Origin of the sequence: Yersinia alsatica (assembly GCF_902170305.1) — a bacterium.
GTDB lineage: Bacteria > Pseudomonadota > Gammaproteobacteria > Enterobacterales > Enterobacteriaceae > Yersinia > Yersinia alsatica.
Map to the genome: position 1 here is coordinate 322749 of NZ_CABHWW010000033.1, position 13833 is coordinate 336581.

The following is a 13833-nucleotide window of genomic DNA, read 5'->3' on the forward strand; positions in this document are numbered from 1 at the left end:
TAATTAATACGTTAATTTCATCTAATTTGGCATAAAAAAAGCCCATAAAAATGGGCCTTTAAAGCGAAAATAAAATATATATCAATTCACTTTAGCGACGTTCTAAAATTTCAAAACAATAGCTATGAGAATTAGCTTCATCAGCATCATGGAATTCACTGAAAGTACTTTCCCATTCATCAGGCTCATAATCAGGGAAGTGTGTATCTCCCCCAACTTCAGCATCGATATGAGTGAGATACATACGATTCGCGCGGTCTAAGAATTGCTTATAGACTCGACCGCCACCCATGACCATCACTTCTTCCACATCACCGGCTAAAGCCAGTGCTTCATCAATAGAGCTAGCCCAAGTCACCCGGTCATCAGTACCTGGTTGGCTACTGATAACAATATTCAGACGCCCCGGAAGAGGACGACCGATAGATTCGAATGTCTTACGACCCATAATTACCGGTTTATTTAACGTGTTACGTTTGAACCACGCTAAATCAGCCGGTAAGTGCCATGGCATGGCGTTTTCCATACCAATAACGCGATCCGCTGCCAGAGCAGCGATCAGGCTGATAATCATTATTAAACCCTGTAGGCTGCAAGAGCCAGTACCGAAAAATTGCTCACACTATACGTAAAGCCTAATCAAGCGTCGATAGAGATAAGCAGGCTAATCGCATATATAAGACAGCTCTTAGCCCGGTAAAAAAACAGGGAAGGAAAAAAACCTTATACACCAGGACGTTTGCGATAAAGCCACAGCCCAGGTAAAGATAAACCAATCGACAACGCACCAACAATAAATGAGGCTTTCAAGAAATTGGTTACCATGACCGACATTAATTCTTCGCTATAACCCAGATGAGAAATCTCCACCACCGAGATCATCGCGGTATATGCCGAGATCCCTGGGAACATGGGAATGACTGCGGCGACAGTGAAGACCTTAGGATGTGCCAGTAACCACCGCGACCAATTAATCCCAATCACACCAATCATTATTGATGCCAATAGTGAAGCCAGCTCGATATTCATACCGAAATGAATCATCAGCATCCGCGAACCATGGCCAATCGCCCCCAGCAAGGCGCAATAGCGCAATGCTCGAACCGGCACATTAAATACCATCGCAAAACCGAGAGCCGGAATAGCAGCCAGCACCATATCTTGTAATAACGCCCAAAGTAAACTCACGACCACCCCCGCAATCCCCACAATGCCATGGCAAATACCACCCCAATACAGGTTGATAAGGTTAATAAACTTGCCATTGCCCAGCGGGCCAGACCGGTATTAACGTGTCCTTTGAACATATCTGCGACGGCATTAATCAGTGGGAAGCCGGGCACCAGCAGCAATACGCTGGCTGCCATCGCCACACTGGACGCTCCCTGGAAAAACGGCAACCGCATTAATAAACCAGATGCGGAGGTGGCAACAAAAGCAGTGATACAAAAGTTAATCAGCGGATTCATATGGCGCGCAGTCAGGCTTTGACGCACATACATTGCCAATCCACTGGCAAAAAAGCTGATGGAGAAAGCATCCCAACCGCCACCGTTTAATTTGCTGAAACAGCCACATGACAACGCAACCATCACCACGACCAACCAGCGCGGATAACGCAGCGGTTTAATATTTTCAAAACGCTTGTCGACATCCCTGGCATCCAACAAGTGGTGTTCAACCAAGATGACAATATGCTGCACCTCAGTCACCACCTGCATATTGATGCCGCGATCGGTGTTTTTGCGCGTCGATGTCAGGCAACTTCCCTGGCTAATGGTGGTTAAAACCACGGCGTTAGCCGAGATGGAGCTCTCGACGCTATCCATCCCCAGAGCAATACCAAGCCGGGCGGATAACTGCTCCACCAGCATACTTTCGGCCCCATGTTGCAGCAGTAACAGGGCACATTTAATGCACAATCGGGTAATTTCCCGCTGTTGTTGATGCGGTTCCTCACTGTTTATTACATTCGCCTGGCTCATATTCGTGCATCACTATCCATCAAAAGAGTAAAAGATAAATGCTCAATTCCATCACTGCCGACAACAAATCCACCACCGCTAGTCAATAACAATAATGCACAGGAAACCAAGTGGCGCTATTATCGCCATAACGCACTATTTCTCACTCGGTAATTCCTATGCTTGAAACCTCTATATTCGTCGCAACTATTGCAACATTGGGGATGCTATCCCCCGGCCCCGATTTTTTTCTGGTCATTAAAAACGCCGCTCGCTATCGCCGCCCCGCAGCCATGATGACAGCTCTCGGCGTAATTTTAGGTGTCGCGACACATATGTCTTACTGCGTGGCGGGTCTGGCAGTGGTTATCACCACCACCCCGTGGCTATTCAATTTTCTGAAATATGCCGGAGCCTGTTATCTGATTTGGATTGGTTTCCAGGCACTGCTATCACGCGGAGAAAGTAAACTTAGCCTTGATAGCGCAGCACAGTATCCCATCACACTAAAAGCCGCATTTTTGCAGGGATACCTTTGCAATCTATTGAATCCCAAAGCGACTCTTTTCTTCCTCGCCGTTTTCACTCAAATATTACAGATTAACTCCGGCGTGGGTGAAAAACTGTGGTACGCCTCAATCATCTGGGTACTGGCCGTTATCTGGTGGCCTTTGCTGGTGATTCTGATTCAAAGTGCACCGGTGCGCCGTGGTTTGGCGAAAGCACAAAAAGTGGTCGATAAATTGCTCGGCGGCCTGTTGATCGGCCTGGGTATCAAAGTTGCCTTAAGCTAGCGATATCGGCTGTTGATCCACAATCCTTCAGATACTATCCACAATCCGATGAGCGGTAACATTGGTAAAGATCAATGTTGTTTATGAACAATATTATTGTTTATGAAAAATACTGTTTTTATGGTTAAAAGCCGTAATTCTATAAATAGTGAGCATAAAAAAGGGCGATGTCTCCATCGCCCTGTTATTTACTGGGTTATCACCCGCATTAGCCTTTCATATTCTTAATCTTGGCATGCATTTCTTGCACTGAAATCACTTGTTCAGTTGGATCGGCATTCAGTGCCATGGCAGTTGCGAAACCGCCATTCAGTGTGGTGTCGTAATGCACCTTATATTGCAAAGCACTGCGACGGATCAGTTTGGAGTCTTCAATCGCCTGACGCCCTGCCGTTGTATTCACGATATAAGTGTATTCACCATTCTTGATACGGTCCTGAATGTGTGGACGCCCTTCATGCACCTTGTTGACCAAGCGTGGATTGATACCCGCCTCACCCAGCACTACTGCAGTGCCGTGAGTCGCATCCAATTCAAAGCCCTGTTTAAGCAGTTTTGCCGCCAAATCAACCACACGATGCTTATCACCTTCGCGCACGGATAACAGCGCACGGCCACTCTTTTTCATACCAGACTGGCTGCCCAGCATCGCTTTAGAGAATGCTTCGGCGAAAGTACGGCCAACCCCCATAACTTCACCGGTAGAGCGCATTTCTGGCCCTAAAATCGGGTCAACACCTGGGAATTTATTGAATGGCAGCACCACTTCTTTGACTGAGTAGTAAGGAGGAATAATTTCTTCCAGAATACCTTGCTCAGCCAGGCTCTGCCCTACCATCACGCGCGCGGCAATTTTTGCCAGTGGCATACCGGTCGCTTTAGAGACGAAAGGTACCGTACGGGCCGCTCGTGGGTTCACCTCAATCAGATAAACTTCGTTATTCTTCACGGCAAACTGCACGTTCATCAAGCCGCGAACACAGAGTTCAAAGGCCAGTTTTTCAACTTGCTGGCGCATAACATCCTGAATTTCCTTGCTCAGAGTGTAGGCGGGCAATGAACAGGCTGAGTCACCGGAGTGAACCCCTGCTTGCTCGATATGCTCCATAATGCCGCCGATTAACACGCGCTCGCCGTCACAAATGGCATCCACATCGACTTCAACTGCATCGTCAAGGAAGCGGTCCAGCAATACCGGTGCATCATTCGACACACTGACCGCATTTTGGAAGTAACGACGCAGGTCAATTTCGTCATACACGATTTCCATCGCGCGGCCACCCAGTACATAGGATGGGCGAACCACCAGCGGATAGCCTAGACCAGCCGCTTTCTCCACCGCCTGTTCGATGGTAGCAACAGTGGCGTTAGCCGGTTGTTTCAAGCCCAGACGATTTACCGCCTGTTGGAAACGTTCGCGGTCTTCGGCACGGTCAATAGCATCCGGGCTGGTACCAATAATCGGCACACCGGCAGCTTCCAGCTCACGGGCCAGTTTCAATGGCGTCTGCCCGCCGTACTGCACAATTACGCCAGTCGGTTTCTCGATACGGACGATTTCCAGTACATCTTCCAGCGTGACAGACTCAAAGTAGAGACGGTCGGAGGTGTCATAGTCAGTGGAGACCGTTTCCGGGTTACAGTTCACCATAATGGTTTCATAACCGTCTTCACGCAGTGCCAGTGACGCATGTACGCAGCAATAGTCGAACTCAATCCCTTGACCGATACGGTTCGGGCCGCCACCTAGCACCATCACTTTCGGGCGGTCGCTAGTTGGGTTGGACTCGCACTCTTCCTCATAGGTTGAGTACATATAGGCGGTATCGGTAGAGAATTCTGCTGCACAGGTATCTACGCGCTTATAAACTGGGTGCAAACCATATTTGTAACGCAATTTGCGCACTTCACTTTCAGCCGCACCAACCAATTTCGCCAGACGGGCATCAGCAAAGCCTTTACGTTTCAGTTGGCGCATAAACTCAGCAGTCAGGCCATTGATACCGCATTCTGCGACGCTCTCTTCCAAGCGAACCAGTTCTTCAATTTGCACCAAGAACCAGCGGTCAATATTGGTTAGGTTGAAGACACCGTCAACAGACATTCCTGCACGGAATGCATCGGCGATATACCAGATACGCTCTGCGCCCGCTTCTTTCAATTCGCGGCGAATTTTGGTCAGCGCTTCAGGATCATCAAGGCTAACTTTAGGGTCAAAACCCGTGGCACCGACTTCCAGACCACGCAATGCTTTTTGCAGTGACTCCTGCTGAGTGCGGCCAATCGCCATCACTTCACCAACAGATTTCATCTGGGTGGTCAGACGGTCATTGGCACCAGCAAACTTTTCGAAGTTAAAACGTGGAATTTTGGTCACAACATAGTCAATGGATGGCTCGAAGGACGCTGGAGTACGGCCCCCCGTGATGTCATTCATTAACTCATCCAGCGTATAACCCACAGCTAGCTTGGCGGCAATCTTGGCGATGGGGAAGCCGGTTGCTTTAGAGGCCAGAGCAGAAGAGCGGGATACGCGTGGGTTCATTTCAATGACGATCAAACGGCCATTCTTCGGGTTGACCGAGAACTGTACGTTAGAGCCACCGGTTTCTACGCCGATTTCACGCAGTACTGCCATCGAGGCATTACGCATGATTTGATATTCTTTGTCGGTCAGCGTCTGAGCTGGGGCTACCGTGATGGAGTCACCGGTATGGATGCCCATGGCATCGAAGTTTTCGATGGAGCAGACAATGATGCAGTTGTCATTTTTATCGCGGACAACTTCCATCTCATACTCTTTCCAACCAATCAGTGACTCATCAATCAGCAACTCTTTGGTTGGCGATAAATCCAGACCGCGCTCGCAAATCTCTTCAAACTCTTCGCGGTTATACGCGATACCGCCACCGGTGCCGCCCATAGTAAAGGATGGGCGGATAATGCATGGGAAGCCGACATCAGCCGCGACGGCCAGAGCTTCTTCCATATTATGCGCGATACCTGAACGAGCAGTATCCAGACCAATTTTCTTCATCGCGATATCAAAGCGACGGCGGTCTTCGGCTTTATCAATAGCATCGGCGGTCGCACCAATCATGGTGACACCAAATTCAGCCAGAACACCCTGACGTTCCAGTTCCAACGCGCAGTTCAGTGCAGTTTGGCCGCCCATGGTTGGCAGTACCGCATCTGGACGCTCTTTTTCGATAATTTTGCGTACCACTTCCCAGTGAATTGGCTCGATATAGGTCGCATCGGCCATCTCTGGGTCAGTCATAATGGTGGCGGGGTTAGAGTTCACCAGAATGACGCGGTAACCCTCTTCACGCAGTGCCTTACAAGCTTGAGCACCGGAGTAGTCAAACTCACAAGCCTGGCCGATGACAATTGGGCCAGCGCCGAGAATCAGGATGCTTTTTATATCTGTACGTTTTGGCATGGTCTTAGCTCCTGATTACTTGCTATTAGTGCTTGCTGATGATGCGCGATAGGCTTCAATCAGTTCGATAAAGTGATTAAACAGCGGAGCGGCATCGTGCGGCCCAGGGCTGGCTTCAGGGTGTCCCTGGAAGCTGAAAGCTGCTTTATCAGTGCGGTGAATCCCTTGCAGGGAACCATCGAATAGAGAAACGTGCGTAGTGCGCAGGTTGGAGGGCAATGTGGTTTCATCAACCGCGAAACCGTGGTTCTGTGCAGTGATCATCACACAGTTTGCATCCAAATCCTTCACTGGGTGGTTGCCACCGTGGTGACCGAATTTCATTTTTACTGTTTTCGCGCCACTCGCCAGAGCCAGCAACTGATGGCCTAAGCAAATACCAAACACCGGGATATCCGTTTCCAAGAAACGTTTAATCGCCGTGATAGCATAATCGCATGGCTCCGGGTCCCCTGGACCGTTTGACAAGAAAATACCATCTGGATTTAGCTTCAGAACGTCTTCAGCAGGTGTCTGTGCTGGAACCACTGTCAAACGGCAGCCGCGATCCACCAGCATGCGCAGAATATTGCGTTTTACACCGTAGTCGTATGCCACGACATGGAAGGGTAATTCTTCCGGCTGCTGCGCCGCAGGTAAGTCACCTTCCAGAGTCCAACTGCCTTGCAGCCAGCTATAAACTTCTTTAGTGGTCACTTCTTTCGCCAGATCCATCCCCTTCAAGCCGGGGAATGCTTTGGCTTTTTCCAGTGCCAAAGCGGCATCAGATAAGTCACCCACAATAATGCAGCCGTTTTGAGCGCCTTTCTCGCGCAGCAACCTGGTCAGCTTACGGGTATCAATATCCGCAATCGCAACAATGTTGTGGCGTTTGAGATATTCAGATAAGCCTTCTTCATTACGGTAGTTGCTGGCAATCAATGGCAGGTCGCGAATGACAAGACCTTGGGCGTGTACTGCGGAGGATTCTTCATCGGAAGCATTGGTGCCGACATTGCCGATATGAGGATAAGTAAGAGTGACGATCTGGCGGGAGTAGGAAGGATCAGTGAGGATTTCTTGATAACCGGTCATCGACGTATTGAAGACCACTTCCCCCACTGCCGTACCCTCTGCCCCGATGGCCCGACCGTGAAATTGGGTTCCGTCTTCGAGAACCAATAGCGCTGACTTAATCAAAACATCCTCCAAGGAATAAACAGTCACATTATTTGCATATTAATTCATATCTAGCGATCTAAATCAATGCAAAAACCGCCCTCAAAGCTAATTTTTGGCAAATTGGGCGCATTTTAATGATGAGTGACGCTCTTGTCTAGCCAAAGCACCATTTTTTCTCTGTTTTTTGCGGTTTTCGTTAAAATGAGCCAATTATAGCGGCAAAAACACAAGCTAACTTAACATAGTAAACGGTTGCGAGGGTGAGTGACTGGAAAATATCATTATAGAGAGGGATAAATGGGAAAAATTGCTTAGCCAAGAGAGTAAATGAGATAAAACCGAGGTTAAATACACATAAATACAGCCATAAACACAAAATAGATACAAAACTTCAATTTTTACATAAAAATAAAAAAGGACAATAAAATATTGTCCTGTTATCAAACCATTATGATAAAAACAACCACATCACTGGCTGTGCTTTACACCTTTAAAGTTCGTTCAAATTCAGTACATCTCGCATATCAAACAGACCATTATCACGCTTAGAGACCCAAATGGCCGACTTAACTGCACCATTAGCAAAAGTCATGCGACTGGTGGCTTTATGGGTGATTTCAACCCGCTCACCGATATCAGCAAACATCGCCGTATGCTCCCCGACGATATCGCCAGCTCGCACCGTCGCAAAACCGATAGTGCCGGGCTTACGTTCCCCGGTATGGCCTTCCCGGCTATAAACCGCACAATCTTTCAGTGACCGCCCTAACGAATCAGCAATAGCCTCTCCCATTGCCAGTGCGGTACCTGATGGTGCATCAACTTTATGACGATGGTGGGCTTCAATAATCTCAATATCAGTGTAGTCGCCCATCACTTTGGCCGCTTTCTCCAGCAGCTTGAGCACCACATTCACACCAACACTAAAGTTCGCTGCGAAAACAATACTAATGTCAGATGCCGCAGCACTGATGGCCGCTTTGCCCGCATCATCAAAACCAGTGGTGCCAATCACCATGGCCTTACCCTGTTTGCGGCAAATAGCTAAATGTTCCAGCGTGCCCTCAGGGCGAGTAAAGTCGATCAACACATCGAAATGATCAGTTACTTTCGATAAATCATCGTTTACCTGGATATTCAGTAAACCGGTACCCGCCAGCTCACCCGCATCGCTGCCTACTAATGTGGAGCCTACACGTTCAACGGCAGCCCCCAGCACAACACCTTCAGTTTGCGTAATGGCCTGGATAAGCTGTCGCCCCATACGACCACCTGCGCCAACCACGGCGATACGAATTGTTGAATCAGTCATTAGTTCTCCCAATATTGTGTCATCTGCCCTGACAAGGGTTCAGATTAGCTGCCCGCTATAGACTCTGCCAGCCTATTTAATCTGTATTAGAAAAAAATGATATACGCCCGCTTTTATCAGTGAAACCACTTAATTCCTTACATTACATTCAGTAACTCGCGTTCCAGTGGATTTGATCGACAACTAAATGCCTTATTCACCTTAAATGTAGTGCCATAGCCGTCTATATGGCAGATTGTGCTTATTCCGCATATTCATGCAGTTATAATGTTCTATCATTCGTCATACTCCACTAAAGGGCTAGACAAGTTATAACAAGAAAACAGTATCTTTAAGCATAAAAAAGCAGCCACTGCGGGCTGCTTGATAAGTATTGAATTCATGCCAGAGAGAATAAATACCAGATCAGTCGATCTGCTTAACCTCAACACGTAATTCTTTGGGGACTTCGAAGACGATATTTTCTTCACGACCACGTAGTTCAACAGACCCACCAGCCCCAAGGGATTGCAAGCGCGCAATCACCTGTTGTACCAAGATATCAGGAGCTGATGCACCAGCAGTAACGCCAATACATGCTGCATTCTGTAGCCATGACTCTTGGATATCATCCGCAGAATCAATCAGATAAGCCGACTTACCCATTCGCTGTGCTAATTCGGCCAACCTATTAGAATTAGACGAGTTTTTCGAGCCAACCACTAAGACCACATCTGCATCATTCGCCAAATTCCGTACCGCTTCCTGCCGGTTGGTTGTGGCGTAGCAGATATCGTCTTTACGCGGACCGATAATCTTCGGAAAACGCTGGTGCAAGGCATCAATAACAGCGGCGGTATCATCAACGGATAATGTCGTCTGGGTCATAAAGCAGAGATTATTCTCGTCTTTAACATTCAGTTTCCAAACATCATCTGGAGATTCGACCAGATACATTCCCCCTTTCGGGTTGCTGTATTGCCCCATGGTGCCTTCTACTTCTGGATGGCCGGCATGACCAATCAGAATAGCTTCTTTCCCTTTGCGGCTAGCGCGCGCAACTTCCATATGAACTTTGGTCACCAATGGACAGGTGGCATCAAATAACATGGTGAGTTCACGCGCACGGGCTTCTGCTCGAACCGCCTGCGACACGCCATGGGCCGAGAAAATCAGAATGGAGCCATCTGGCACCTCAGAGATATCCTCGATAAAGATAGCGCCACGCTCACGCAGGCTATCAACCACATAGCGGTTGTGCACCACTTCATGACGTACATAAATTGGCGCGCCATACATTTCGATCGCGCGCTCAACAATACTGATAGCCCGATCAACTCCGGCACAAAAGCCGCGTGGATTAGCCAGCAATATCTGCATGGACAGCCTCCTGTTGGGGGTCAATCTCCAGCACTTCAATTTCAAAGCTGACGACATGCCCGGCCAACGGGTGATTAAAATCAACAGTAATAGACTCTTCAGCCACTTCGCGCACCACTCCTGGCATTTCACTGCCATCACGAGAAGTAAACAGCATGATGGTCCCTGCATCCGGCACACCGGTTTGTGCAAAATCGCGCTGAGTGAAGTACTGAATCAAATCAGGACTTTCCAAACCAAAGGCATCTTCAGGTTGCAAGGTAAAAGCGTGCTTATCGCCAGCTTTCAAACCAATCAACTGCTGTTCCAGCTCATCAGAAAGGCTGTTATCACCCAAACGGAACAGTGCAGGTTTCCCGTGAATATGGGTTGATTCTGCCGTTGAGCCATCTTCCAGCTTCAGTGTGAAATGCACCAATACAGCGCTGTTCTCTTGTACTTGATTGCCTTGTACATGCTCGGACATCTCACTCACCTTTATTCATTGCCGTCTTTTCAGCTGGGCTTAAGAAGCCTTCAAATATCACCAACGCAGCACCGATACAGATTGCTGTATCGGCGATGTTAAAGGTGGGGAAATGCCAGTTGTTGACGTGGAAATCGATAAAATCAATTACCGCGCCATGCACCATACGATCAAACAAGTTACCCAATGCCCCACCGATAATCAGAGCATAAGCGCAATTAAGCAGACGTTGTTTGGCGGTAGAGCGATACATCAGCACCATCAATATGACTGAAATACCGATAGCTATCCCCGCAAAGAACCAACGCTGCCAACCACTTTTATCCGCAAGGAAGCTAAATGCTGCACCAAAATTCTGGGCATAGGTCAGGTTGAAAAAAGGAATCAGTGGCACAGATTCATACAGAGCAAAGTGGGTCATGACCCACTGTTTGCTACCGAGATCCAAAATCACCACCAGTACTGCCAGCCATAACCAGCGCAATCCGGTCGAACAAATAGGTTTACTCATTAGGCGTACTTACGCTCTTCACCGTCTCCGGCGACGTTAGTGACACAGCGGCCGCACAGCTCAGCATGTTCCGCTACCAAACCGATATCTTGAGTGTAATGCCAGCAACGTGGGCACTTCTCACCATCAGCTTTATTAAAGGTAATCTTCAACCCAGCAATCAGTTCGCTCTGCTGCGCATCATCACCTGCGTCGGCATAATCGGCAACTTTCGCACCGGAGGTCAACAGCACGAAACGCAACTCATCTTGCAAGCTGTTCAAGCGCTCAGCCAGTTCTGGCGTGGCATACAAGGTTACGGCTGCTTCCAGAGAACCCCCGATACGCTTGTCGCTACGAGCCTGTTCCAGCACTTTGTTGACTTCGCCACGGACTTTCAACAGCTCAGCCCAGAAAGTATCGTTCATACTTTCGTCACCTGCCAACCCGAACAGCCCTTCATACCACTCTTCAGTGAAGACATACTGCGGACGTTGACCCGGTAATTGGTTCCAGATTTCATCTGCTGTGAAGGACATAATAGGTGCCATCCAGCGAACCAATGCTTCTGCGATATGGAACAGCGCAGTCTGACAACTACGGCGGGCAACACTGTCGCCTTTTGCCGTGTACTGACGGTCTTTAATGATATCGAGATAGAAAGAACCCATTTCAACCGAGCAGAACTGCATCAACCGCTGTACCACCAAGTGGAAATCGTAACTTTCATACGCGGCCATAATTTCGGCTTGAGCGGCCTGTGCACGGCCAACAGCCCAACGGTCAACCACCACCATATCTTCCGGTTTCACCTGATGCTGTGCGGGATCGAAACCATTAAGGTTCGCCAGCAAGAAGCGCGCGGTGTTACGGATACGACGATATGAATCAGCGGAACGTTTCAGAATTTCATCAGAAACAGCGATTTCACCGGTGTAATCCGTTGATGCCACCCATAAACGCAGGATGTCGCCACCCAGTTTGTTCATGACGTCTTGCGGGCTGATGGTGTTGCCGATGGATTTGGACATTTTGCGCCCTTGACCATCAACAGTGAAACCATGAGTCAGCACCTGGCGATATGGCGCTTTGCCTTTCATCGCGGTCGCAATCATCAATGACGACATAAACCAGCCGCGGTGTTGGTCAGAGCCTTCCAGATACATATCTGGGCTATGGCCATTAAACTCTGGGCGCACATCAACCACTGAAGAGTGGGTTGAGCCGGAGTCAAACCAGACATCCAGAGTATCGGGAACTTTGACGTAATCTGCAGCATCAGCACCCAAGATTTCAGCAGGATCCAGATCCCACCACGCCTGAATACCATCTTGCTCTACGCGCTTGGCGACTTCTTCCATCAGCTCAGTGCTGCGTGGGTGAAGCACTTCGGTCTCTTTATGGACAAACAGAGACATAGGCACACCCCAAGTGCGCTGACGCGAGATACACCAATCTGGGCGGTTTGCCACCATGGTTTCGATACGCGCCTGGCCCCAATCAGGGATCCACTGCACGCCTTTGATCTCTTCCAAAGACTGCTTACGCAGACCTTTTTGATCCATGCTGATGAACCATTGCGGGGTAGCACGGAAGATGATTGGCGTTTTGTGACGCCAGCAGCACGGGTAACTGTGGACCAGTTTTTCTACTTTCAGCAATGCGCCTTTTTCACGCAACAGCTCCACAATCACATCGTTGGCTTTAAACACAAACAGGCCGTCTAGCGTTGGATAAGTCCCCGCCAGATAGCAGCCGTTCGGCCCCACCGGATTGGCAACTTCTAAACCGTATTTCTGGCCGATAACAAAGTCATCCGGGCCGTGACCTGGTGCGGTATGAACCGCGCCGGTACCGGCATCCAGAGTCACGTGGTCACCTAAAATCGCCGGGACATCAAAGCCCATAAACGGATGAGCAAAGCGCAGCAGTTCAAGATCTGCACCTTTACATTCGCCCAATACCGCCCACTGGGTGATACCCACGCGCTTCATGACACTTTCAACCAAATCAGCGGCTAAAATTAGGCATTCACCTTCAATCTGTACCAACTGATAAACATATTCAGCATTCAGTGAAATCGCGCGGTTAGCAGGTAAAGTCCACGGGGTGGTAGTCCAGATAACCAGCGAGATCGGGCTATTGACCTGAGTTACGCCAAATTTTGCGCTCACCGCGGCGGCATCGACGGCGTTGAAACGCACATCAATGGATGGCGATGTTTTATCGTAATATTCGACTTCAGCTTCAGCCAGTGACGAACCGCAGTCGGTGCACCAATGCACTGGCTTCGCGCCTTTGTGCAAGTGCCCGTTATCAATGATTTTGCTTAATGCACGAATGATATTGGCTTCGGTCTTGAAATCCATCGTCAGGTAAGGATGGTCCCAATCGCCCAGCACGCCCAGACGGATAAAGTCGGCTTTCTGGCCTTCAACTTGTTCAGCCGCGTATTTACGGCAGGCAGCACGGAACTCCGCGGCACTGACCTTCTCGCCCGGCTTACCAATTAACTGTTCAACTTTTAACTCGATCGGCAGACCGTGGCAGTCCCAACCTGGAATATAAGGTGAGTCGTAGCCAGCCATTCCTTTCGATTTGATAATAATATCTTTGAGAATTTTGTTAACAGAGTGACCAATGTGAATGTTGCCGTTCGCATATGGAGGGCCATCGTGCAAAATAAAGGTCTTTTTACCCTTCTTGGCCGTACGAATAATCCCGTACAGATCCTGCTCATACCAACGTTTCAGCATGTCAGGTTCACGCTTAGCCAGATCGCCGCGCATCGGGAACCCTGTTTCAGGCAAATTCAGGGTATTCTTGTAGTCACTCATTAGATTCT

The 13833-nt window shown here is 48.8% G+C and carries 11 protein-coding genes; 1 reads left to right on the forward strand and 10 read right to left on the reverse strand.

The window, feature by feature from the left end:
• Positions 1–91: 91 nt before the first annotated feature.
• From folA to FTA96_RS20555, 3 genes are all read right to left on the reverse strand, one after another.
• The gene (folA, locus tag FTA96_RS20545; protein WP_172665610.1) at positions 92–571 is read right to left on the reverse strand and encodes a type 3 dihydrofolate reductase; all 480 of its coding nucleotides are present in this window, start codon (positions 569–571) and stop codon (positions 92–94) included.
• Positions 572–723: 152 nt separating this feature from the next.
• Complete coding sequence (locus tag FTA96_RS20550) at positions 724–1188, reverse strand: threonine/serine exporter (RefSeq protein ID WP_172665608.1); 465 nt, start codon at positions 1186–1188, stop codon at positions 724–726.
• Positions 1185–1985, reverse strand: a complete 801-nt coding sequence (locus tag FTA96_RS20555; RefSeq protein ID WP_050106590.1) for a threonine/serine exporter family protein — start codon at positions 1983–1985, stop codon at positions 1185–1187. Before FTA96_RS20555 ends, FTA96_RS20550 begins: the two co-directional genes overlap by 4 nt.
• 158 nt (positions 1986–2143) lie before the next feature.
• Here FTA96_RS20555 and FTA96_RS20560 point away from each other — a divergent pair, with 158 nt between their 5' ends.
• Positions 2144–2758 carry a LysE family transporter gene (locus FTA96_RS20560; RefSeq protein WP_050106591.1) on the forward strand — a complete coding sequence of 205 codons (615 nt, stop codon included), beginning with the start codon at positions 2144–2146 and terminating at the stop codon, positions 2756–2758.
• Between the two features lie 208 nt (positions 2759–2966).
• On the opposite strand, the gene carB is transcribed toward FTA96_RS20560, so the two are convergent.
• From carB to ileS, 7 genes are all read right to left on the reverse strand, one after another.
• The gene (gene carB, locus FTA96_RS20565) at positions 2967–6200 is read right to left on the reverse strand and encodes a carbamoyl-phosphate synthase large subunit (RefSeq protein WP_050106592.1); all 3234 of its coding nucleotides are present in this window, start codon (positions 6198–6200) and stop codon (positions 2967–2969) included.
• Between the two features lie 15 nt (positions 6201–6215).
• Entirely contained in the window at positions 6216–7379 is a 1164-nt protein-coding gene (gene carA, locus FTA96_RS20570) for a glutamine-hydrolyzing carbamoyl-phosphate synthase small subunit (protein WP_050106593.1), read from the reverse strand.
• 472 nt (positions 7380–7851) lie between these two features.
• On the reverse strand, positions 7852–8673 hold the full coding sequence (gene dapB, locus FTA96_RS20575; RefSeq protein WP_050106594.1) for a 4-hydroxy-tetrahydrodipicolinate reductase: 822 nt from the start codon (positions 8671–8673) through the stop codon (positions 7852–7854).
• Between the two features lie 405 nt (positions 8674–9078).
• The gene (gene ispH / locus FTA96_RS20580) at positions 9079–10032 is read right to left on the reverse strand and encodes a 4-hydroxy-3-methylbut-2-enyl diphosphate reductase (RefSeq protein WP_050106595.1); all 954 of its coding nucleotides are present in this window, start codon (positions 10030–10032) and stop codon (positions 9079–9081) included.
• On the reverse strand, positions 10013–10498 hold the full coding sequence (fkpB, locus tag FTA96_RS20585; protein ID WP_050106596.1) for an FKBP-type peptidyl-prolyl cis-trans isomerase: 486 nt from the start codon (positions 10496–10498) through the stop codon (positions 10013–10015). The genes ispH and fkpB overlap by 20 nt, the downstream gene beginning before the upstream one ends.
• 1 nt (position 10499) lies before the next feature.
• Entirely contained in the window at positions 10500–11009 is a 510-nt protein-coding gene (gene lspA / locus FTA96_RS20590) for a signal peptidase II (RefSeq protein WP_050101737.1), read from the reverse strand.
• Positions 11009–13825, reverse strand: a complete 2817-nt coding sequence (ileS, locus tag FTA96_RS20595) for an isoleucine--tRNA ligase (protein WP_145574775.1) — start codon at positions 13823–13825, stop codon at positions 11009–11011. The genes lspA and ileS overlap by 1 nt, the downstream gene beginning before the upstream one ends.
• Positions 13826–13833 lie beyond the last annotated feature (8 nt).